Source organism: Arthrobacter sp. BC5, from assembly GCF_056680255.1.
In genome coordinates this window covers 1,625,533-1,646,592 of record NZ_CM155273.1, presented here as the reverse complement: position 1 = coordinate 1,646,592, position 21,060 = coordinate 1,625,533, and the positions used below count along the sequence as shown (strand labels likewise).

General features: G+C 69.6%; 16 protein-coding genes. 9 read left to right on the top strand and 7 right to left on the bottom strand.

The genetic code is table 11. The features are described from left to right. Positions 1–142 precede the first annotated feature (142 nt). From AC1MFI_RS07595 to purM, 6 genes are all read left to right on the top strand, one after another. Complete coding sequence (locus AC1MFI_RS07595) at positions 143–1,147, top strand: asparaginase (RefSeq protein WP_479820516.1); 1,005 nt, start codon at positions 143–145, stop codon at positions 1,145–1,147. 13 nt (positions 1,148–1,160) lie between these two features. Continuing rightward, positions 1,161–1,526, top strand: coding sequence for a sterol carrier family protein (locus tag AC1MFI_RS07590; protein ID WP_479820515.1), 366 nt, complete (start codon positions 1,161–1,163; stop codon positions 1,524–1,526). Continuing rightward, positions 1,523–3,013 carry a DUF2079 domain-containing protein gene (locus AC1MFI_RS07585; RefSeq protein WP_479820514.1) on the top strand — a complete coding sequence of 497 codons (1,491 nt, stop codon included), beginning with the start codon at positions 1,523–1,525 and terminating at the stop codon, positions 3,011–3,013. Before AC1MFI_RS07590 ends, AC1MFI_RS07585 begins: the two co-directional genes overlap by 4 nt. Positions 3,014–3,032: 19 nt before the next feature. Beyond that, entirely contained in the window at positions 3,033–3,455 is a 423-nt protein-coding gene (locus tag AC1MFI_RS07580; RefSeq protein ID WP_479820513.1) for a hypothetical protein, read from the top strand. Between the two features lie 73 nt (positions 3,456–3,528). Further along, the gene (gene purF, locus AC1MFI_RS07575) at positions 3,529–5,088 is read left to right on the top strand and encodes an amidophosphoribosyltransferase (protein WP_479820512.1); all 1,560 of its coding nucleotides are present in this window, start codon (positions 3,529–3,531) and stop codon (positions 5,086–5,088) included. After that, the gene (purM, locus tag AC1MFI_RS07570) at positions 5,085–6,197 is read left to right on the top strand and encodes a phosphoribosylformylglycinamidine cyclo-ligase (protein WP_479820511.1); all 1,113 of its coding nucleotides are present in this window, start codon (positions 5,085–5,087) and stop codon (positions 6,195–6,197) included. The genes purF and purM overlap by 4 nt, the downstream gene beginning before the upstream one ends. A gap of 69 nt (positions 6,198–6,266) precedes the next feature. Here purM and AC1MFI_RS07565 read toward each other — a convergent pair whose 3' ends face one another. Together AC1MFI_RS07565 and AC1MFI_RS07560 are read right to left on the bottom strand one after the other, a co-directional pair. Continuing rightward, positions 6,267–9,305: an endo-1,4-beta-xylanase gene (locus tag AC1MFI_RS07565; RefSeq protein WP_479820510.1), complete on the bottom strand. Its 3,039-nt coding sequence runs from the start codon at positions 9,303–9,305 to the stop codon at positions 6,267–6,269. An 86-nt stretch (positions 9,306–9,391) separates the two neighbouring features. Beyond that, positions 9,392–10,531 (bottom strand): endo-1,4-beta-xylanase, encoded by a 1,140-nt coding sequence (locus tag AC1MFI_RS07560; RefSeq protein ID WP_479820509.1) that lies wholly within the window; start codon positions 10,529–10,531, stop codon positions 9,392–9,394. 177 nt (positions 10,532–10,708) lie between these two features. Between AC1MFI_RS07560 and AC1MFI_RS07555 the strand changes: the two genes are divergently transcribed. From AC1MFI_RS07555 to AC1MFI_RS07545, 3 genes are all read left to right on the top strand, one after another. Further along, complete coding sequence (locus AC1MFI_RS07555) at positions 10,709–11,734, top strand: LacI family DNA-binding transcriptional regulator (RefSeq protein WP_479820508.1); 1,026 nt, start codon at positions 10,709–10,711, stop codon at positions 11,732–11,734. A 93-nt stretch (positions 11,735–11,827) separates the two neighbouring features. Then, a complete protein-coding gene (gene xylA, locus AC1MFI_RS07550) occupies positions 11,828–13,018 on the top strand; it encodes a xylose isomerase (RefSeq protein ID WP_479820507.1) in 1,191 nt (396 codons plus the stop codon). Between the two features lie 3 nt (positions 13,019–13,021). Then, on the top strand, positions 13,022–14,494 hold the full coding sequence (locus tag AC1MFI_RS07545) for a xylulokinase (RefSeq protein WP_479820506.1): 1,473 nt from the start codon (positions 13,022–13,024) through the stop codon (positions 14,492–14,494). Between the two features lie 92 nt (positions 14,495–14,586). Here AC1MFI_RS07545 and AC1MFI_RS07540 read toward each other — a convergent pair whose 3' ends face one another. The 5 genes from AC1MFI_RS07540 to AC1MFI_RS07520 form a co-directional block, all read right to left on the bottom strand. Beyond that, positions 14,587–15,204 (bottom strand): hypothetical protein, encoded by a 618-nt coding sequence (locus tag AC1MFI_RS07540; protein ID WP_479820505.1) that lies wholly within the window; start codon positions 15,202–15,204, stop codon positions 14,587–14,589. A 385-nt stretch (positions 15,205–15,589) separates the two neighbouring features. Then, positions 15,590–17,932 carry a beta-xylosidase/alpha-l-arabinosidase gene (locus AC1MFI_RS07535; protein ID WP_479820504.1) on the bottom strand — a complete coding sequence of 781 codons (2,343 nt, stop codon included), beginning with the start codon at positions 17,930–17,932 and terminating at the stop codon, positions 15,590–15,592. Positions 17,933–17,934: 2 nt separating this feature from the next. After that, positions 17,935–18,753 carry a carbohydrate ABC transporter permease gene (locus AC1MFI_RS07530; RefSeq protein ID WP_479820502.1) on the bottom strand — a complete coding sequence of 273 codons (819 nt, stop codon included), beginning with the start codon at positions 18,751–18,753 and terminating at the stop codon, positions 17,935–17,937. After that, positions 18,753–19,709 carry a carbohydrate ABC transporter permease gene (locus AC1MFI_RS07525; RefSeq protein ID WP_479820500.1) on the bottom strand — a complete coding sequence of 319 codons (957 nt, stop codon included), beginning with the start codon at positions 19,707–19,709 and terminating at the stop codon, positions 18,753–18,755. Before AC1MFI_RS07525 ends, AC1MFI_RS07530 begins: the two co-directional genes overlap by 1 nt. A gap of 9 nt (positions 19,710–19,718) precedes the next feature. Beyond that, positions 19,719–21,017 (bottom strand): ABC transporter substrate-binding protein, encoded by a 1,299-nt coding sequence (locus AC1MFI_RS07520; protein ID WP_479820498.1) that lies wholly within the window; start codon positions 21,015–21,017, stop codon positions 19,719–19,721. Between the last annotated feature and the right edge of the window lie 43 nt (positions 21,018–21,060).

Below are 21,060 nucleotides of genomic sequence, written 5' to 3'. Positions count from 1 at the left end.
AGGAACAGTCAAGGGCCCCACCCTGTTCCAGCCTTAGCTTCGCCCTGTGTACCGCCTGTGAAGGAGCAGGACGCAGCCCGAGGAGTCGTGCACAGGACGAACAGACGGCAAGCGCGCCCACCCGATGAGGAATACTGGACGCATGCCCTCCACCTTCACGACGTCCGACGCCGTCGACCTCGCCGTCCTCGAACGCAACGGCTTCATCGAGTCCCGCCACGTGGGTGCCGCCGTCGTCCTGGCAGCGGACGGCTCCGTGGTGACGGAACTCGGGGACATCACCAGCCCGATCTTCCCCCGCTCCACGCTCAAGCCGTTCCAGGCGCTCGCCAGCATGAAGGCGGGGGTGCCCCTCCGCGGCCCGCAGGTCGCCCTCGCGGCGGCGAGCCACGTCGCCAGCAACGAGCACATGGACGTGGTGCGCACCATGCTCGCGGCTGCCGGCGTCACCGAGGACGACCTCCAGTGCCCCGAGGACTGGCCGCAGGACGAGGAAGCCCGCAACGACCTCGTGCGCAGCGGCAAGGGCAAGCAGCGCATTGCGTTCAACTGCTCCGGCAAGCACGCGGCCTTCCTGTGGGCCTGCACCGAGAACGGCTGGGACACCGCGACCTACCTCGAGCCCACGCACCCGCTCCAGCGCTCGGTGGCCTCGGTCATCGAGGAGTACACGGAGGAGTCCGTAGCGGCGTGGGGCGTGGACGGCTGCGGCGCCCCTGTCGCCGCGGTGTCGCTGACAGGCCTCGCCCGCGGAATCGGCAAGGTGTCCAGGGCGCCCTCGGACAAGCATGCCGATGCCCGCGCGGCGACGATCGCCACCGCGATGCTCGACTACCCCTGGGCGGTGCACGGCAACGGCCTGGAGAACTCCGTGGTCATGGACGATCTCGGGGTGGTCGCCAAGAGCGGCGCGGAGGGAGTGCTCGTCCTCGGTGCGCGCACCGGCGCCTCCCTCGCCCTGAAGGTCCTGGACGGCAACTCCCGTGCGGCGACCCTCGTCGGCCTGACCCTCTTCGCCGCGTCCGGCGCGATCGACGCCGAGAAGGTCGGGGCCGTCCTCGAGAAGGTCGTCCCCCCGGTCCTCGGCGGCGGCCACCCGGTCGGCAGCCTGCGGCTCGCCGCTCCGGTCCTGGCCCTGCTCGACTGAGCGCGGCAGCACCATGGCACGACGACGCATCGCAGCCGAGGACGGCCACCGGGCGCTGGCGCAGGTAGCCGACGGCTCGGCCGTCCGCGCGGATCTGGCGGCCGCCGTGCGCTTCACGCTCGAGGAGCTCGCAGAGCTGGCCCCGGGCAACAGCGTGGAGGTACGGGTGCCTCCCTTCGGCGTCACCCAGTGCGTCGAAGGACCGCGCCACACCCGCGGCACCCCGCCGAACGTCGTCGAGACGGACGCCACCACGTGGCTCGCCCTCGTCACGGGCAGCATGACCTGGCCCGAAGCCGTGACCGCCGGCAGGGTCGCGGCCTCGGGGCAGCGCGCCGACCTCAGCGCCTGGCTCCCCCTGTTCGGCCGCCGCACGTGAGCAGGACCGGACGGTCGGGCGCCCACCCGACGGCGGCGACCGCCCGCCAGGAGGATCCCGCATCGGCCAGCGCCTTCGACCGCTTCGGCACCCTCCGGGCGCGGACCGTCGCGGCGGTCAGGAGGCAGCCCCTCGGAGCCTGGCTGACGGGTCTCGCGGCCGCACTCGTCTACACCCTCTTCTCCGTCACACAGTGGTACCGGTTGAGTGCCCCGTCCTGGGACCTCGGGATCTTCACGCAGCTCGCGAAGGCCTACTCCGGTTTCGGCGCCCCGATCGTTCCCATCAAGGGCGAGGGCTTCAACCTGCTGGGTGATCACTTCCACCCCCTGCTCGTGCTGCTGGGACCGGCCTACGCAATCGCGCCGTCGGGCCTCACCCTCCTGATCGTGCAGAACCTCCTGTTCGGCCTGTCGGTGGCGGTGGTGGCACGCGCGGGGATGCGGCTGGTCGGCCCGCTCGCCGGGATCGCCGTCGGCATCGCCTACGCCCTGTCCTGGGGCCTGCAGTCGGCGGTCGCCGCGCAGTTCCACGAGATAGCGTTCGCCGTCCCGCTCCTGGCACTGAGCCTCGAGGCCGTCCTGCGGCGGCGCGTCCTGCCCGCGGTGGTGTGGGGAGGGCTGCTCGTCTTCGTCAAGGAGGACCTCGGGCTCACCGTCATGGCACTCGGACTGGTCGTTGCCTGGCGGCTCCGGAACGCTGCGGGCCTGTGGCTGTCCGTGTGGGGGGCCCTGTGGCTGATCCTCTCGGTGCGGCTGATCCTGCCCGCGCTGAACTCGGCCGGCCAGTACGACTACTCCGACCGGATCGACGTCGGCGCCATGATCGCGGACCCTGCAGGCGCCGTCGTCGATCTCGTCTCCGGCACCGCCAAGCACGAGACGCTCCTGCTGCTCCTGCTCGCCGGCGGGGTCCTCTTCCTCCGCTCCTCGCTGAGCCTGGTCCTGCTGCCGACCCTCCTGTGGCGGTTCGCCTCCGGCCAGGGCGGGTACTGGGGACCCGAGTGGCACTACAGCGCGGTCCTCATGCCCGTACTGTTCCTGGCCCTCCTCGACGGCGTGGCCACGCTGCGGCGGAGCCCGCAGGAGTGGGTCCGCCGGAGTGCGCTGACCGGTGTCCCCGTGGCCGTCGTCGCCTGCCTGGCGCTGCTGCCCGCCCAGAAGTTCGCCGCCCTCGCCGAACCGGAGACGTACCGGCAGTCGGAGCGGTGGGAGGCCGCGCACCGCATGATGGACCTCATCCCCGAGGATGCGACGGTGGAGAGCGGCGTGGTGCTCATGGCCTACCTCGTCCCCGGGTCCCGGGTGTACTGGCTCGGCAACACGAACCCGGCGCCGGAGTACCTGATCGTCGATGCGGACGACTGGAGCTGGGGTGCCTCACGCCCGAGCGACGCAGAGGCCCACGCCGAACAGCGCTACCCGGGCACCGACTACACCCTGGTGTTCGGCGAGGCGGGCTACCAGCTCGTCCGGCTCGAACGCTGAGTCCCGGTAGCCTTAAAGCATGACCTCCGAGCAGCCTCTTCCGAACAGCACGCCCGAGCAGCCCGACGCACGCGGCGCGGTGCCGGCGGACGGTCTGCCCGCTCCCACGGACCGGGATGCGACGCCGGTCGGGGCTCCGGAGGGAACCGGTTCCACGGATGCCCCCGGGCATCGCGAGGTGGCCGTCCGGAGGGCTCCGAAGTTCATCCCCTTCATGGCCGTCGGCGCGATCCTCGGCTTCCTCGCGGCGCTCGTGGTCGCCTACACCGGGCCAGAGGATCCCACGCTCACGCGCGAGTCCATCCTCGGATTCTTCACCGTGGCCTTCGCCCTGCCCGGACTGCTCCTCGCAGCCCTGCTGGTGCTCATGGTGGACCGGCGCAGCATCAGGCGGGCCGAGCGCGCCCGCGCCGAGCGCACGTACGACGACGACGCCGCCTGAGCTGTCGGGTGCCGGCCCTGCGCCGCCTTCCGACCGCGCGAGGCGGCATTGCCCTTCGTGAGAGAATGGGCGCATGGTGCGCGGCGACGGACAACTCTCCCATGATCTTCTTCCCGGCGAAAAAGGACCCCAGGATGCCTGTGGCGTCTTCGGCGTCTGGGCGCCCGGCGAGGAGGTCGCCAAGCTCACCTACTACGGCCTGTACGCGCTGCAGCACCGCGGCCAGGAATCCGCGGGCATCGCTACCAGCGACGGCCAGAGGATCAATGTGTACAAGGACATGGGCCTCGTGTCCCAGGTCTTCGACGAAGCGACGCTCAACACGCTGACCGGCCATATCGCCGTCGGGCACTGCCGCTATTCCACCACCGGGTCCTCGCACTGGGCCAACGCCCAGCCGACCCTCGGTGCCACCGCCGCCGGCACCGTGGCCCTCGCTCACAACGGCAACCTGACCAACTCCGCCGAGCTCTACGAGATGGTCCTCGCCCGCCACGGGAAGCCCCGCGCCGGCGAACTCGCGCAGGGCAACACCACCGACACCGCGCTCGTGACCGCCCTCCTCGCGGGCAACGACGGCCGCTCGCTCGAGCAGACCGCCATGGAGCTGCTGCCGGGCATCCGCGGCGCCTTCTGCTTCGTCTTCATGGACGAGGGCACCCTCTACGCCGCACGCGACGCCTACGGCGTCCGCCCCCTCGTCCTCGGACGCCTCGAGCGGGGCTGGGTCGTCGCCTCCGAGCAGGCCGCGCTCGCCACCGTGGGCGCCAGCTACATCCGGGAGATCGAGCCCGGCGAGTTCATCGCGATCGACGAGGACGGCGTGCGCAGCAGCCGCTTCGCCTCCCCCACCGCCGCCGGCTGCGTCTTCGAGTACGTCTACCTGGCCCGGCCCGACGCCGCGATCGCCGGCCGCTCGGTCTACGAGTCCCGGGTGGAGATGGGCCGCCAGCTCGCCCGCGAGAACTCTGCGCAGGCGGACATCGTGATCCCGGTCCCCGAATCCGGTACGCCCGCCGCCGTCGGCTTCGCGGAGCAATCGGGCATCCCCTTCGCCCACGGTTTCGTGAAGAACGCCTACGTGGGCCGCACATTCATCCAGCCCAGCCAGACCCTGCGCCAGCTCGGCATCCGGCTCAAGCTCAACGCCCTCGAATCGGTCATCCGCGGCAAGCGCATCATCGTCGTCGACGATTCGATCGTGCGCGGCAACACCCAGCGCGCCGTGGTCCGGATGCTGCGCGAGGCCGGCGCCGCCGAGGTCCACGTCAAGATCTCCTCCCCGCCCGTGCGCTGGCCCTGCTTCTACGGCATCGACTTCGCCTCGCGCGCCGAGCTGATCGCCAACGGCGCGGCCATCGACGAGATCAGCAAGTCCATCGGCGCGGACAGCCTCGCGTACATCTCCGAGGACGGCATGATCGACGCCACGCAGCAGCCCCGCGAGCGCCTCTGCACGGCGTGCTTCACCGGCACCTACCCCATCGAACTGCCCGACGACGACCGCCTCGGCAAGAACCTGCTCGAGCGCTCCAATCCCGCCGACAAGTCCGGCGCCACGGGCTGCGATCCCGGACCGGACGCCGAACTCGAAGCCGTACTGACCGACGAAGACAGGAAAGAGCGGGTATGAGCGCGTCCAACCCCATCACGTATGCCAGCGCAGGAGTGGACGTCGAAGCGGGTGATTGCGCCGTCGAGCTCATGAAGGACGCCGTGCGGGCGACGCACGGCGAGCAGGTCCTCGGCGGGGTGGGCGGTTTCGCCGGACTCTACGACGTGTCCCGCCTCCTCACCTACACGCGGCCCCTGCTCGCGACGTCGACCGACGGCGTGGGCACCAAGGTCGCCATCGCGCAGGCCATGGACATCCACGACACCATCGGGTTCGATCTGGTGGGCATGGTGGTCGACGACATCGTGGTGGTCGGCGCCGAGCCGCTCTTCATGACCGACTACATCGCGTGCGGCAAGGTGGTGCCCGAGCGCATCGCGGACATCGTCCGGGGCATCGCGGCGGCCTGCTCGGCCGCCGGCACCGCCCTGGTGGGCGGGGAGACCGCCGAGCACCCGGGCCTGCTCGGTGAGCACGAGTACGACGTCGCGGGCGCCGCTACCGGTGTCGTCGAGGCCGACCGCGTCCTCGGCCCGGAGCGCGTCCGCTCAGGGGACGTGGTCATCGGGATGGCGTCCTCGGGCCTCCACTCCAACGGATACTCCCTCGTCCGCCGGGTGATCAACCAGGCCGGGTGGGCCCTCGACCGGCAGGTCTCCGAACTCGGGCGGACGCTCGGTGAGGAGCTCCTCGAGCCCACGCGCGTCTACGCCTCCGACTGCCTCGCGCTGGCCCGCAACGACGCCGCGCAGGTACACGGCTTCAGCCATGTCACGGGCGGCGGGCTCGCCGCGAACCTCGCACGCGTGCTCCCCCGCGGCCTCGAGGCCACGGTGGAGCGCTCCACCTGGGAGCTCCCGCCGATCTTCACCCTCGTCTCGCAGCTCGGTTCCGTGCCGCTGCCGGACCTCGAGCGCACCCTCAACCTCGGCGTGGGCATGGTCGCCATCGTCGGTGCCGCAGGCGCCGACGCCGCCCTGGCACAGCTGAACGCCGCAGGTGTTCCCTCCTGGGTCATGGGCAGCGTGCGGGCGGCCGGGAACGGGAGCACCGACGGGCCGGATTACGTCCAGGGCGCCAAGGGCGTCGACGGCGGATCGGTGCGGCTCCTCGGCGCCTACGCCTGACCGGCTTCCACGACGAAGCCCCTGCCCTCCGGAGAGGACAGGGGCTTCGTCATGTCCGGTGCAGTCCGGTCAGGGCCTGCCTGCCTGCTTGCGGGTCACCACGATGTCGAACGAGCTGGTCCGGGTGTTGCCGGCCTCATCCGTCGCCGTGCACGTGACCGTGGTGATGCCGACGGGGAAGCGGGCTCCCGACGCCGGCGCGCAGTCGAGCGGCACCACGCCGTCGAGCGTGTCGATGGCCGACGGCAGCGGGTAGCTGACCTTGGCGCCACTGGCCCCGTTGGAGACGGCGGCGATGTCCGACTGGTCGGCGATCCGCGGCGGCAGCACATCGGCGGGCCGGGCGGGAAGCCGGGACGGGTCGACGATGCCCCAGTAGGCCGGGGTCACCTGCAACTCGTCGTCGAACGGCAGGGGCTGCTCCCACGGCCGGGCCATCGGCCAGGTCCGCAGCCAGGTACGGGCGTTGCTGATGCCCCAGAACGTCACCGAGTCCACGGATGCGTTGTGCTCGCGCAGCATGGCGAAGAGGTCGCGGTAGTAGTAGCCCACCTCCGCCGCGGCATCGGCATCGTCCTCGAACGCGGGGCTGTACGGATCCACCGGTCCGCCGCTGACGTCGGCGCCCTGGTTCTCGGTGGACGCATTGACGTCCAGTTCCGTGATGGCCTGCAGGAGCTTCGGATCCAGTGCCTCGACGGCCTTGATCGAGTCCTCGAGCCACTGCACGGGCCGGGCGACATCCACGTGGGCCTGGTGGCCCACGCCGTCGATCGGCACGCCCCGCGCCGTGAGCGAGCGGATCAGGTCGAGATAGTCCGCGCGCTTCTCGGGCATCTCGGTGTTGTAGTCGTTGATGAAGAGCGCTGCCTCGGGGAAGTAGCGGTCCGCCAGGCGGAACGCCTCGTCCACGAAACCCTCACCCAGGACCTGGAACCAGCGGCTGTCACGCATGTCGTGCGGGTTCGCCGTGTCGCCGTCCGCGATGACCTCGTTCACCACGTCCCAGGCCCAGATGGGGCTGTTCCCGTCCGGGTAGCGGGCGTCGATGTGATCGGCGATGCCCTTGATGTGCGCTTCCATGCGTGCCTTGAGGAGCGCCTGGTCGGCGGGGCTGTCGGTGAGGTCCCGGGCTCCGTCCTTGAAGAACCACGCCGGGGTCTGCGAGTGCCACGCGAGCACGTGCCCGTAGACCTGCACGTCGTTGGCATCCGCGAAGTCCAGGAGCTGGTCCAGCTGGGTGAAGGCGAACTGCCCCTCGACCGGCTGGACGCTCTCGGGCTTGCCTGCGTTCTCCGGGGTGAAGGCGTTGAAGTGCTTGCGCACGAGGTCGGCGGCCGTTCCTACGGTCTCCCGCGCATCGATGGCCACGCCGACGTGCTCGATCCCGTCGGCGCCGAGCACGTCCTTCAGCCCCGGCACGTCCGTCTGGATCGGCTTCTCCGCGAACGGAGCGAGGCTGAAGTCGTCCAGCAGGAAGTCCACGCCCACCGGTCCCTCGACGTACACCTGCGCCTTGTCGGCAGCGGCGCCGAGCGTGTAGGTGCCCTTGAGCTGGGTCCAGCCATCGGCGGTGACGGAAGCACCGGCGCCGGCCACACCGTCGTAGGCACTCCCGCCGCCGTTGTCGCGCTGCACGGAGATCTTCAGCGACGCCGGTGCCTGTCCCGGTGCCAGGCGCGCCCAGACGGAGACCTCCACCGCGACTCCCACCGGGAGTCCCGCCGTCACATCGAGGGCGGCGCCGTGCCACGGCTGCGTGCGGTTCGTGACGAGCAGGCTGCCGCTACCGGTGCGGGCGGTGCCGCTGGTCGCGACCTGGACGCCGTCGCCGCGCGCCGTCCAGCCGTCGGTGCCGGTCTCGAAGCCGGAGGTCACAGCGACCGGAGCGGCAGCTGCGCCGCCGCTCGGAAGGGTGAACGTCCAGCCCTCGGCGAGCTTCTCGCCCACGACCGTCGCGACGGCCCGGACGGTGTTCGAACGGTCACCGCCGCCGTCGTGGGCGAGGACCACCGCGCCCGGGGTGAAGGCCTTGCGCAGGTTCTCGGTCAGCGTCGCCTCGCTGAGGTCGTTGCCGTCCCAGTCGAAGATGACGTTGCCGAGGCCGAGCGGCTGCATGCCGAGCGCCGCCGCGACCTCGCCGGTGGCGCCCCAGCTGCCGTTCGGTGCCCTGAAGTAGGGCACCTCGAGCGTGGGATCCCCGGCGGCTGCCCGGATGATGCGCAGGTTCTCCTTGAGGTCCGCCTCGACCTGCGACTGCGTCCACGAGCCCATGTCCGCGTAGGACGTGCCGTGGTTGCAGAGTGTGTGCCCTTCGGCGACGATCCGCTGCAGCAGGTCGGCGCCGCCGGCTGCCTGTACGTTCTGGCCGATGATGCAGAAGGTGGCCGTGATGCCCTTGTCCCGCAGGAGATCGAGCACGGCAGCGGTCTCTCCGGGGTTCGGACCGTCGTCGAACGTCAGCGCGACGGCGTTGCCGGCGCCGCGGGCGGTGGCCAGGGGTGTTGCCGTCGGGTTGGCGGCTCCTCCCGGCACGAACGCGGGATCAGGGGTGGGCTGCCAGGCCCCGCCGTCGCCGGGCACGGCCGTGCCGGTGATCACGACGTCGTCGATGAGGTAGTCGTACGGTGCACCGAGGTCTCCTGTTCCGAGGTAGGCCCGGAGGGTCGCCGGGTCCGCACCGGCGGGAGCGTTGAACGTCCCCTTGACCGTGGTCCAGGTGTCCGCCGAGACCGTGGTGTTGCCCACCCAGCTGTAGGCGGGCTCGACGACGAAGCGGGCCGACGTCGTCGTGCCTGCTGCGGCCGAGAGCTTGACCTGCGCCGAGAAGGTGTAGGTGCCTCCCGCCTGCAGGAGGCTGGCCGGTGTCTTGATGCCGTCGTAGTCGTTGGTCCTGCCCTGCACCAGCAGGGCCTTGTCGCCGTCGGCGTCGACCACCGACAGTGCCGATCCGCCGTTCTGCGTCAGCGGGCTGAAGCTGCCGTCCTCGAAATCCTCGCTCAGCAGCACGGACGGTTCGTCGGCCTGGGCGGCCGGCAGCGTCAGCACGCCGGCTCCCGTGATGAGGCCGAACGCCGTCGCGCCCGCGATCAGACGTCGTTGTCTCATGGTTCTCCTTGGTGGTGTGGCCCGCCCGCTTCGGGGCGGGCCACGGCCTGCTCTGGGTGTCGTGCCGGGTGTCGTGCTGGTGATGCCTAGCGGTTGCCGCGCCCCGGGGACGCCTGCTCGAGGCTGTCCTGGAGCGCGTAGTAGGCGGGCTTGCGGGTGAAGTCGTTCCACATGACGGTCGCTTCGCCCTCACCGGAGAAGAACACCGGGACCCACGAGTACTTGTCGGTGAAGCCCCAGATGGTGAAGGAGTTGCACTCGTCCACCGAGATGCAGGCGTCGAGTGCCCGCTGGTAGTAGCTCGCCTGCTTCGCCAGCTGCGCGTCCGTCGGCTCAGTTCCCGCTGCCACGTCCATCCGCACGTCGATCTCGGTGATCGCCGTCTCCAGCCCGAGGTCGTCGAAGCGCTGGAGGTTGGCCTGGAGGTCGCCCGGGAAGCCGTAGCGGGTGCTCAGGTGCCCCTGGATGGCGAAGCCGTCGACCGGGACACCCTGGGCCTGCAGCCGTGGGATGAGTTCGAGGTAGGCGTTGCTCTTCGCGTTGACGCCCTCCACGCCGTAGTCGTTGAAGAAGAGCTTCGCCTTGGGATCCGCCTCATGGGCCCAGCGGAACGCGTCGGCGATGATCTCCGGGCCGAGTTCGCGGATCCAGATGTTGTCCGTGGTGCGCAGGGTGCCGTCACCGTTGAAGATCTCATTGGCCACGTCCCACTGCTGGATCTGGCCCGCATAGCGGCCTACGACGGTCTGGATGTGCTCCTTGAGGATGGCCCGCAGTTCGTCCTTCGAGAAGTCGCCCTCCTCCAGCCACGCCGGGTTCTGGCTGTGCCAGAACAGGGTGTGTCCGCGGACCACCTGCTTGTTCTCCTGGGCGAACCGGACGATGGCGTCCATCTCGGCGAAGCGGTAGGTGTCGCGTTCCGGGTGCACGAACTCCCACTTGAGCTGGTTCTCGGGTGAGACCGAGCTGAACTCCGCGGCGAGGTGCTGCAGGTATTCCTTGTCGTTGGGGAACGGGGCCGGATAGGGCTGGGTCTCGTGGTGTCCGCCGCCCGCGACGGCCGTGCCGATCTTGAGGTCCTGCGGGGCGACCCAGCGGAGGGTGTCCTGCTTCTGGATGCCGGGTGCCTCGGACCTGTGGTCCGGTGCCGCGAAGGCGGGGGCTGCGGTGGGAAGGATCAGTGCCGAGGCGAGGACCGCGGCAGCGAGTGAGTGATGGACCTTCATGAGCTCTCCTTTGAGGTACCTGAGGTACGGCCGTCCGATCATTCGATCGGAACTTTTCCGGAACTTTCCGGAAATACCGTTGCTGTAGGTTAGGAACATCGCGCCCGGGAGGTCAAGGGCGAATATCGAAATGGTTCGGGGGTGCCGTAGCGGTCCCGGACGCCCGGAGGAGGATTCGTGCAGGACAACGCCCAGCCCGCGGTGACCATCTCCGCGATAGCCTCCGCCGCCGGCGTCTCCGTCCCCACGGTCTCGCGGGTGCTCAACGGCCGGTCCGACGTCGCCCCGGCCACCCGCCAACGCGTGGAACTCCTGCTCCGCGAGTACGGCTACCGCAGGCGGGGAGCGGCGCAGGCCGCCCCATCGGGTCTCGTGGACCTCGTCTTCAACGACCTGGACAGCCCGTGGGCCGTCGAGATCATCCGCGGCGTCGAGGAGTCGCTCAACGCCGAGGGCATGTCCGTGGTGGTCTCCGCGATCCATCGCAGGGGAGGTGCCGACTCCACCCGCAAGTGGCTCGACACCCTCGGTGCCAGGACGAGCGACGGCGCCATCCTCGTGACCACCGACCTCGACTCGTTCCTCCACGCGGAACTGCAGCGCCTCAACCTGCCCGTGGTGGTCGTCGATCCCGCCGGCGTCCCCGACCTCGAGGTGCCGACCATCGGCGCGACCAACTGGACGGGCGCGGTCACCGCGACCGAGCACCTCACCCAGCAGAACCACCGCCGCATAGGGTTCGTGGCGGGCCGCCCCGGGCTCTGGTGCAGCCGCGCGCGCCTCGACGGATACCGGGCAGGGCTCGACGCCGCAGGTATCGCCTTCGACCCGGCACTCGTCATCAGCGGCGACTTCGACTACGCGTCCGGCTTCGTCGCAGGAGCCGAGCTCCTCGCGCTGACCGACCGGCCGACCGCGATCTTCGCGGCCAGCGACCAGATGGCGCTCGGGGTGTATGAGGCGGCGCGGCAGCAGGGCCTGCGCATCCCGGACGATCTCAGCGTGGTCGGGTTCGACGATCTGCCCGAGGCCGGATGGGCATCGCCGCCGCTCACGACCGTCCGCCAGCCCCTCTCCGAGATGGGGAGCCTCGCCGCGCGCACCCTGGTGCGGCTCATCCGGGGTGAGACGGTCGAGAGTCCGCGCATCGAGCTCTCCACCCGACTGGTGCAGCGGGCGAGCGTCCATGCGCTGGGCAGCTGAAGGAGTGCGAGGTTCCCGCTTGACTCTGGGCGTAAACCTAATATGTTTGTAACGGCAACATATTGGTCACACACACACTTCCTGGAGCACTCAATGGCGATCGAGCCCACACGCGATGACAAATTCTCCTTCGGACTCTGGACGGTGGGCTGGGAGGCCCAGGATCAGTTCGGTTCGGCGACCCGGGCACCGCTCGACGTCGTCGAGGCCGTCAACCGCCTGAGCGACCTCGGTGCCTACGGCATCACCTTCCACGACGACGACCTCTTCCCCTTCGGCTCCAGCCCCGCCGATCGCCAGCGCGAGATCGACCGCCTGACCGGCGTGCTGAAGTCGACCGGCCTGATCGTGCCGATGGTCACGACGAACCTGTTCAGCCACCCGGTCTTCAAGGACGGCGGCTTCACGAGCAACGACCGCGGCGTCCGCCGTTTCGCGCTCCGCAAGGTCCTCGACAACATCGACCTCGCCGCGGAACTCGGCGCCAAGACGTTCGTCATGTGGGGCGGCCGCGAAGGCAGCGAGTACGACGCCGCCAAGGACATCCGCGGCGCCCTCGAGCGCTACCGCGAGGCCGTCAACCTGCTCGGCGACTACGTCACCGACAAGGGCTACGACATCCGCTTCGCGATCGAGCCCAAGCCCAACGAACCGCGCGGCGACATCCTCCTGCCCACGCTCGGGCACGCGATGGCCTTCATCGAGACCCTCGAACGCCCCGAGCTCGTGGGCATCAACCCCGAGACGGGCCACGAGCAGATGGCGGGCCTGAACTTCACGCACGGCATCGCCCAGGCCCTCTACCAGGGCAAGCTGTTCCACATCGACCTCAACGGCCAGCGCAGCATCAAGTTCGACCAGGACCTCGTCTTCGGACACGGCGACCTGCAGAACGCGTTCTCGCTCGTGGACCTGCTCGAGAACGGCGGCCCCGCCGGCGGCCCTTCCTACGACGGACCGCGCCACTTCGACTACAAGCCGAGCCGCACCGAGGACATGGACGGCGTCTGGGACTCGGCTGCGGCCAACATGCAGACCTACCTGCTGCTCAAGGAGCGCGCTGCAGCGTTCCGCGCCGACCCCGAGGTCCAGGCCGCGCTCACCGCATCGCGCGTGTCCGAGATCAACGAGCCCACCCTCAACGCCGGTGAAGGCTACGAGGCCCTGCGTGCCGACCGCGCCTCCTACGAGGAGTTCGACACCGACGCCTACTTCAACGGCAAGGGCTTCGGCTTCGTGAAGCTCCAGCAGCTCTTCATCGAGCACCTGCTCGGAGCCCGCTGACCCATGGCCCTCGTTGCCGGAGTCGACTCGTCGACACAGAGCTGCAAGGTCGTCGTCGTCGACACCCTCACCGGTGCCGAGGTCCGCAGTGGTCGTGCCCTCCACCCGGAGGGCACGGAGGTGGACCCGAAGGCGTGGTGGCAGGCACTGCTCTCCGCGCTGTCCGACGCCGACGGCCTCGGGGACGACGTCGACGCCCTGTCGATCGCGGGGCAGCAGCACGGCATGGTGCTGCTGGGCCGTGATGGACGTGTCCTGCGCGACGCGCTCCTGTGGAACGACACACGATCCGCGGGCGCGGCCAGGGACCTGATCGCCGAACTGGGCCTCGACGAGCTCGTGGCCCGCACCGGGTCCGCGCCCGTGGCGTCCTTCACCGGCACCAAGGTGCGCTGGGTGCGCGACGCCGAGCCCGACGTCGTACCGGCCATCGCGGCCGTGGCGCTGCCGCACGACTGGCTGACGTGGCGACTGCGCGGGTTCGGTCCCGAGGGGGAATCACCCCTGGGCCCGGTGCTCGAGGAACTGGTGACCGACCGCTCGGATGCGAGCGGCACCGCCTACTGGAACCCGGCGACCAACGCCTACGATCTCGCGCTCTTCGAGCAGATGCTCGGCCGTCCTGCCCGCGAGGCGCAGGGTGAGGGCGATCAGGCTGCAGTGGTGCTCCCCCGCGTCCTGCAGGCGGACGCCGGAGCCGGCACCGTGCATTCCTCGTTCCTCGCGTCGGCCGACCGCCGCATCGTGCTGGGGCCGGGTGCCGGCGACAACGCCGGCGCCGCCCTGGGGCTGGGTGCGGAGGAGGGCGACGTCGTCGTGTCCCTCGGGACCAGTGGCACAGTCTTCGCCGTCGCCGCCGATGCCGTGGCCGACCGGTCCGGGACGGTGGCGGGCTTCGCCGATGCCAGCGGCCTGTTCCTCCCGCTCGTGGCGACCCTGAACGCCGCGCGTGTGCTGTCCTCGGTCGCGGGGATCCTCGGGGTGGACCATGACGGCTTCGCAGAACTGGCCCTGGAGGCCGCGCCGGGTTCCGCCGGCGTCGTCCTGGTCCCGTACTTCGAGGGCGAGCGTACGCCCAACCTCCCGACGGCGAAGGCGAGCTTCCACAACCTGAGCATCGCCTCTGCCACCCGGGCCAACATGGCCCGCGCAGCCATCGAGGGGATGCTGTGCGGGCTGGCGGACGCCCTGGACGCCGTGCGCGCGGCCGGCGTGGTGCCGCGGCACCTCCTGCTCATCGGTGGCGCCGCGCAGAACGCGGCCGTGCAGGAGGTCGCCGCACAGGTGTTCGACCTGCCCGTCCGGATCCCCGCGCCGGGCGAGTACGTGGCCCGGGGTGCTGCCGTCCAGGCTGCCTGGACCCTGACGGGATCACGTCCGCGGTGGACGGTCGAGACCGTCCAGGACCGCGCCGCCGATCATCAGCCGGTCATCCGCCGGCAGTACAGCACTGCAGTGGGCTCCCTGACGTTCTAGGCGCTCCGGCCCACGACGAAAGAGGCACCATCCCGTTCGGGATGGTGCCTCTTTCGTCGTGCCCGCGCCGGCAGTCGCGGGCGGGGGACCTGCTACAGCCCGGTCCGGTGGTCGATCCCCACCTGGTCGACCTTCCGGTGGAAGCGCATCCCGGCCTTGCCGCCGATGATCGCACCGATGAGGGGGACGAGGATCGCGATGGCGAGCCCGATCAGCCCGCCGGCCGTCAGCGCACTGCCGTCGACCGGGATGTTGGGCTGACCCTGCACCTGCTCGAGCACGTTGAACTCGTTGCCGGCCACGGCGGCGAGGATCGCCAGGATGATCGCGATGATGATGCCCCAGAGCCAGACGGCGACGCCCTGCTTCACGCCGTCGAAGCGTGCCATGCGGCCCGCGACGTATCCGCCGCAGTAGTAGGCGACGAAGAGGATGATCGCCAGCACGATCCCGCTGACGATGCCGATGGTCTGGGCGTTCTCGGTCGCCTGGTTGGCGGCGTCGTTCGCGTTGCTCGTGTTCGCGGCACCGATGCCCACGCCGACCGCCGTGGCGAGTGCGCTGAGGATCACGGTGAGGCCGATCGCCGTCAGCCAGCCGAAGAACGCCGACCCGAACTTGATGCCGCCGAACTGCTCCTTCTCCGCTGCGACGACGTCGTTGCGCCGGCTCCTCGGGGTGCTCGCGCCCGATGTGTTCTCTGTTGCCATGGTGTTGATACTCCTCGGTAGGTGGAAGTGACCCTCCGGGCCGCGGCACCGGAGTACCACCACCAGAACGATCAGCCTACTTACTACCGTGGACGAATCCGATGGCTGACGCAACCTCCTTGTCTTGCCCTCCGTGCAGGAAACCGGGCGACCTGAGGCCGCGCGGTACCAGCCCCCCTGTTCTGCCGCGGAAGTTCGCTGTGGCCCCATCGCCCCGGATCGGGCCATCCCCGGAAGAAGGAGTACTGCACCGGCTCGTGATCGAATTGCCGCTTGCCGGAACGTGATGTCCGGGTGCGGGTGCACGGTGCCTCCAACGCGGCAACCCGCCCCCATGGACGGGAGCGGGTTGCCGGTGATGCCGGTGGTGCGGTGAGGGCGGAGCTCAGGCAGCGTCCACCCGCACGTCGCAGTGCAGCCGGCGCGTGTGGTCCACGGGCCGAACGCCGCCGGCCAGGGTGAGGGGCAGGGCAGCGCGGATATCGCTGCTCGAGGCCCCCAGTCGCAGCTCGAGCGCGCCGGGCTCGACGATCCGCAGTCCGTCCCGTCCCGTGAAGGACGTGACATCTGCCGGCACGGTGAACACGACGCGCGCCGAGGCTCCTGCCGCCAACGGCACGCGCGCATAGGCGACGAGGCGCTGCACGGGCCGCACCACGGACGCCACGGGATCGTGCAGGTAGAGCTGTACCACCTCGACGCCGTCCCGCTCCCCCGCATTGGTCACCGTCACGTGGACGGTGGCCTCGCCGTCGGTGGACGCCGAATCGGCCGTCGATCCCGCATCCGCCCAGGTGAAGTCCGTGTACCCCAGGCCGTGGCCGAAGGCGAAGGCCGCGGTCGGGTCGATGTTGGACACTCCGCTCGCCTGCGCCAGAGGAGCCGCCAGGTAGGTGGAGGGCTGGGCGCCGGGCGAACCGGGGATGCTGACCGGAAGCCGTCCGCTCGGGTTGATCCGCCCGCTCAGCACGCCCGCGACGGCTGCTGCGCCCTCCTCGCCGGGGAAGAATCCCTGGACGACGGCGGCGGCCTTCGTCGCGGCGGACCCGAGGGCGTAGGGGCGCCCGGTCAGCAGGACGACGACGACGGGCTTCCCGGTCGCGAGCAGCTCGTCGAGCAGCTGCTGCTGCACGCCGGGAAGCGCGAGGGACTCGGCGTCGCACCCTTCACCGCTGGTGCCGCGGCCGAAGAGTCCGGCACGGTCACCGAGGACGGCGACGACGACGTCGGACGCGCCGGCGACGGCGAGGGCCTCGTCGAAGCCGGTGGTCGCGGTGCCGTCGATGGTGCATCCTCCGGCGATGGTGATGTCGCTGTCCCCGAATTCCCGCTGGAGCGCGTCGGCTACCGTCGGAATGGACAGGCCCATCTCGATCTCGGGGTGCTGCTCCCCCACGTGGGCGGGGAAGGAGTAGCACCCCAGGAAGGCGCGGTGGGTGTCGGCGTTGGGGCCGATCAGGGCGATGCGCGGAGTACCGGCGAGGGGCAGGATGCCGCTGTTGCCCACGAGCACGATCGACTGCTCCGCGAGCTCCGTGGCGATGGCACGGTTGCCGGGAGAATCGAGGTCGACGGCGGGCATGCCCGCCTCGGCCGTCTCCAGGGCCGAGGGCACGGGCGACCAGTCCGGATCGAGCAGGCCGAGGTCCAGCTTCTGCCGCAGGACCCGGCGGAGCGCGCGGTCCACGAGCCCCTCGTCCACCCGGCCGCCGTCGATCTCGGCGAGAAGGTGCTCACCGAAGGTGTGCACCGTGGGCAGTTCGACGTCGACCCCAGCGGTCAGCGCCGCCCCGGCGGCTTCGCCGAGCGTCGCGGCCACGCGGTGCAGTTCCTTCAGGAAGGCGATGCCGAAGTAGTCGGCGACCACCGTGCCGTCGAAGCCCCAGGTGTCGCGGAGCAGCCCGGTCAGGAGCGAGGCGTCGGCCGCCGTGGGCACGCCGTCGATGTCCGTGTAGGCGTGCATGACCGAGCGCACCCCGGACTCACGGATGGCCATCTCGAACGGAGGGAGCAGCACGTCGGCCCGCTCCCGTTCACCGATCGAGACGGGCGCGAGGTTGCGGCCGGCCTTCGACGCCGAGTAGCCCACGAAGTGCTTGAGCGTCGCGACGATCCCCGCGCGTTCGAGCCCCTGGACGTAGGCCGTCGCGATGGTCCCGATGAGGTAGGGATCCTCCCCGATGGTCTCCTCGACCCGGCCCCAGCGGGCGTCTCGGACGACGTCGAGCACCGGGGCGAGCCCCTGGTGCACGCCCACCGAGCGGAGGTCCGCTCCGATGGCCGAGGACATCGTCCGTACGAGGTCGGGGTTGAACGTGGCGCCCCAGGCGAGGGGCACGGGGTACGCCGTCGCCTTCCAGGCGGCGAAGCCGGCGAGGCATTCCTCGTGCACGAGCGCGGGGATCCCGAAGCGGTTCGCCGCCGCGACCCGCTCCTGCGTGCGCTGCAGCGACAGGGCGCCCAGTGCCGGCTCCACGGGAGCGGTGCCGAAGGGACGGGTCAGCTGCCCGAGTCCGTTCGGCAGGAGCTCGTCGAGGTCCGGGGCCTCGTTCATCTCGTGCTGGTGCGGAGCGACCTCGCCGCCCTCGGTGTTGGCGCCGACCCAGACGCCGACGAGCTGGGCGACCTTCTCGCGGGGAGTCATCGCCTGGATCAGCGCCTCGACGCGGTCCTCGGGCGCGGCGGAGGTGTCCCGCCACGGGGCGTCGTTGAGTGTCGTTTCGGTCATGATCACTTTCCGCCAGCGCCCATGAGGCCCTGGACAAGCGCGCGGCGCGCAAACAGGTAGACGAGCAGCACGGGCACCATCGAGAGCGTGACCGCGGCGAGCAGCCCCGGGATGTTGATGCCGTACTGGGTCTGGAAGTTGAAGAGGCCGAGGGTCACCACGCGGGTGCTCTCGGACTGGGTCAGGATCAGGGGGAACAGGAAGCCGTTCCACGCCTGCAGCGCGGAGAAGACCGCGATCGTGGAGATCCCACCCTTGGACAGCGGCAGGACCAGGCGGAAGAAGGCCCGGGCCGGGCTCGCGCCGTCCATGGCCATCGCCTCGTACAGCTCGCCCGTGATGTCGCGCATGGTGCCGCTGAGGATCAGCGTGCAGATGGGCAGGGCGAACGCCGCCGTCGGGAGGATGACGCCGATCAGGTTGTCGTAGAGCCCCACCGTGTTGATCAGGTAGAACACCGGGACGATCACGGCCTGCGCGGGGATCGCGAGCCCCAGCAGGAAGAAGCGGAACACGAACGACGCAGCGCGGCTCTGGCTGCGCACGATCGCGTAGCTCAGCGGCGGGACGAGCAGGAGGACGATCGCGACGACGCCGACCGTCACGACGACGGTGTTGAGGAAGTACCGGCCGAAACCGCTCGTGATCGCATCCACGTAGTTCTGGAGCGTGAAGCTCGTGGGGAAGGACAGCGGGCCGTTGTCCCCGAAGTCCTCACGCGTCTGGAAGGTGCCCGAGATCATCACGTACAGGGGGATCGCGACGATCAGCAGCCAGACGAAGGAGCCGATGCCGGCGAAGTAGTTGGGGCGGGTCTTCATCAGAGTCCTTCCAGCGAGCTGTTCATCTTGTCGTAGCCGGACACCTTGACCACCACGAGGGAGATCAGGGTGGCGACGACGACGAGCACCAGGGCGATCGCACTGCCGACGCCGAAGTCGAAGCTCTGGAACGCCTCCTGGTACATGTAGAAGGCGGTGATGGTGGTGTCGGTGCCGGGTCCGCCGTTGGTCAGGATGAGCACCGTCTCGAAGGTCGTCAGGCCGCCGACCACCATCAGGATGATCGAGGTGATCGCCGTGTTCCGCAGCTGGGGCAGCGTGATGGAGAAGAACTGGCGCACCATGCCCGCGCCGTCGATCGACGCGGCCTGGTAGAGCACGGTCGGGATGCCCTTGGCCGCACCCTGGTAGATCAGGGTGTGGAAGGGAGTGAACTGCCACATGCCGACGAAGATCAGGACGCCGATCGCGCCGGACTGGGTGCCGAGCAGGTTGCCGTCCCCGAAGAGCCAGGACATCTGCCCCGGAATGCCGAAGTTCGGATCCAGCAGCGCACGCCACAGCACGGAGATGGCGGCCGAGGACAGCAGGAGCGGGATGAAGTAGATGGCGCTGAGGACAGCACGGTTGCGCTGGTTGCCCGCAGCCCACACCCCCAGCAGGATGCTCAGGGGTGTCTGCGTGACCACGCCCAGGACGATGAAGAGCAGGCTGAGCCAGAGGCTCTTCAGCATCACCGGATCGGCGATCAGCGTCTCCCAGTTCTCGAGCCCCACGAACTCCGGATCGCCGAGGCCGCTCCACGAGGTGAAGGACAGGACGGCGACCGCAGCCAGCGGCACGAGGGCGAAGAGGGCGAAGAAGATGGTGGCAGGCAGGGCCCAGGCGAAGCCGGGGCGCCCCACGGATGAGGCGCCCGAGCGGGCCGGGCGGGCCGGGCGGCTCGGAGTGGAGCCGCCCGGCGATGCCTGCCTGCGCGTTGCAAGCGTTGTCATGGGAATGTCCTAGAGACTCTGCATGGCCTTGATGAAGCCGTCTTCATCGATCTGGCCGCTGAAGAACTGGGCCACGGCGGTGTGGATGGTCACCGTCGCCTCGGGAGGGTAGGCCTGGTCCCAGGAGAGCTGGAAGTGCGGCGCTTCCTTCACGAGGTCGAACTGGTACTTCGCGTACTCCGGGTTGGAAGCCTCATCGAGGAACTCCTCCGTGTTGGTGGTGGTGGGCAGATTGCCGATGGCGATCTGCTCCTGCACGAACTCGTCCGAGTACATGAGCTTCAGGAACTCGCCGGCCTCTTCGGGGTAGCGGGTGTCCTTGTGGACCGAGTAGAAGTTGTTCGTGTTGCCGGCGAGGTTGTCGGGATCGCCCTCGCCGCCTTCGATCGCGGGGAATTCGCTGTAGCCGAGGACGTTCTCGGCGAACTCGGGGTTGGCGTCAAGGTGCGTCGCGTAGGCCCACGACCCCATGAGCTCGAAGCCGGCCCGGCCGCTCGAGAGCAGGGTGGGCGATCCACCGTCGGTGAACTTCACGGAGTCGAAGTTGGTGCCGAAGGCACCTGCGTCGATCAGTTCGCGCAGCTTGCCGAGCGCCTCACGGCTCTTCTCGGAGTCCCAGGCGTCCGTGTCGCCGTCGAGCGCCGACTGGAACAGGTCCTCGCCGGCGACGCGGTCGAAGACGTACTGGAACCACATCTGGGTGGGCCACTGGTCGGCGCCGCCGAGCGCGATCGGCGTCACGCCGGCCGCCTTCAGCTTCTCGACGTCCTCCAGCAGTTCGTCCCAGGTGGCGGGGGGTGCATCGATGCCGGCCTGCTTGAGCACCTCGGAGTTGTGGAAGAGCATGACGGGCTGGGTGCCGCGCATCGGGATGCCGTAGCTCTTGTCGTCGATGACGGCCGTCTCGAAGACCGACGGCAGGAACGCTTCCTTGAGCTGCGGGTCCTCCTCGATGAAGTCGTCGAGCGGCATCAGCAGATCCGCCTTCACGAAGTTCGCGATGCTGCCACCGCCCCAGTTGAAGAAGATGTCCGGAGCGGAATCGGTATCGATGATGGTCTGCAGCTTGGTCTGGTAGTCCGCGCCGGGGATCGTGTCGAGCACGATCTTGACGTCGGAGGTCTCGTTGAACTTGTCCACCATGGCCTGCTCGACCTTGTTGCTGGCATCACCGTAGACGGCGAGGTGCAGCTCGTTCTCGGGCCGGCTCGACGCGTCGCCGCCTCCGCCGCACCCTGCAAGGGTGAAGCCCAGCATCATGACCGCGGTGCCCGCAAGGCTGCGGGACATCCAGGTTCGGTTGTTCATCGTCGAACGCCTCTCGAAAGTTTCGGTAATAATACCGAAAGTT

Excerpts from the sequence above, each read along its gene's own strand:
- AC1MFI_RS07525 (WP_479820500.1), bottom strand. The coding sequence starts at position 19,709 with ATGACAACGCTTGCAACGCGCAGGCAGGCATCGCCGGGCGGCTCCACT.
- AC1MFI_RS07595 (WP_479820516.1), top strand. The coding sequence starts at position 143 with ATGCCCTCCACCTTCACGACGTCCGACGCCGTCGACCTCGCCGTCCTC.
- AC1MFI_RS07530 (WP_479820502.1), bottom strand. The coding sequence starts at position 18,753 with ATGAAGACCCGCCCCAACTACTTCGCCGGCATCGGCTCCTTCGTCTGG.
- AC1MFI_RS07565 (WP_479820510.1), bottom strand. The coding sequence starts at position 9,305 with ATGAGACAACGACGTCTGATCGCGGGCGCGACGGCGTTCGGCCTCATC.
- AC1MFI_RS07520 (WP_479820498.1), bottom strand. The coding sequence starts at position 21,017 with ATGAACAACCGAACCTGGATGTCCCGCAGCCTTGCGGGCACCGCGGTC.
- xylA (WP_479820507.1), top strand. The coding sequence starts at position 11,828 with ATGGCGATCGAGCCCACACGCGATGACAAATTCTCCTTCGGACTCTGG.
- purM (WP_479820511.1), top strand. The coding sequence starts at position 5,085 with ATGAGCGCGTCCAACCCCATCACGTATGCCAGCGCAGGAGTGGACGTC.
- AC1MFI_RS07590 (WP_479820515.1), top strand. The coding sequence starts at position 1,161 with ATGGCACGACGACGCATCGCAGCCGAGGACGGCCACCGGGCGCTGGCG.
- AC1MFI_RS07545 (WP_479820506.1), top strand. The coding sequence starts at position 13,022 with ATGGCCCTCGTTGCCGGAGTCGACTCGTCGACACAGAGCTGCAAGGTC.
- AC1MFI_RS07580 (WP_479820513.1), top strand. The coding sequence starts at position 3,033 with ATGACCTCCGAGCAGCCTCTTCCGAACAGCACGCCCGAGCAGCCCGAC.
- AC1MFI_RS07560 (WP_479820509.1), bottom strand. The coding sequence starts at position 10,531 with ATGAAGGTCCATCACTCACTCGCTGCCGCGGTCCTCGCCTCGGCACTG.
- AC1MFI_RS07540 (WP_479820505.1), bottom strand. The coding sequence starts at position 15,204 with ATGGCAACAGAGAACACATCGGGCGCGAGCACCCCGAGGAGCCGGCGC.
- purF (WP_479820512.1), top strand. The coding sequence starts at position 3,529 with ATGGTGCGCGGCGACGGACAACTCTCCCATGATCTTCTTCCCGGCGAA.
- AC1MFI_RS07535 (WP_479820504.1), bottom strand. The coding sequence starts at position 17,932 with ATGACCGAAACGACACTCAACGACGCCCCGTGGCGGGACACCTCCGCC.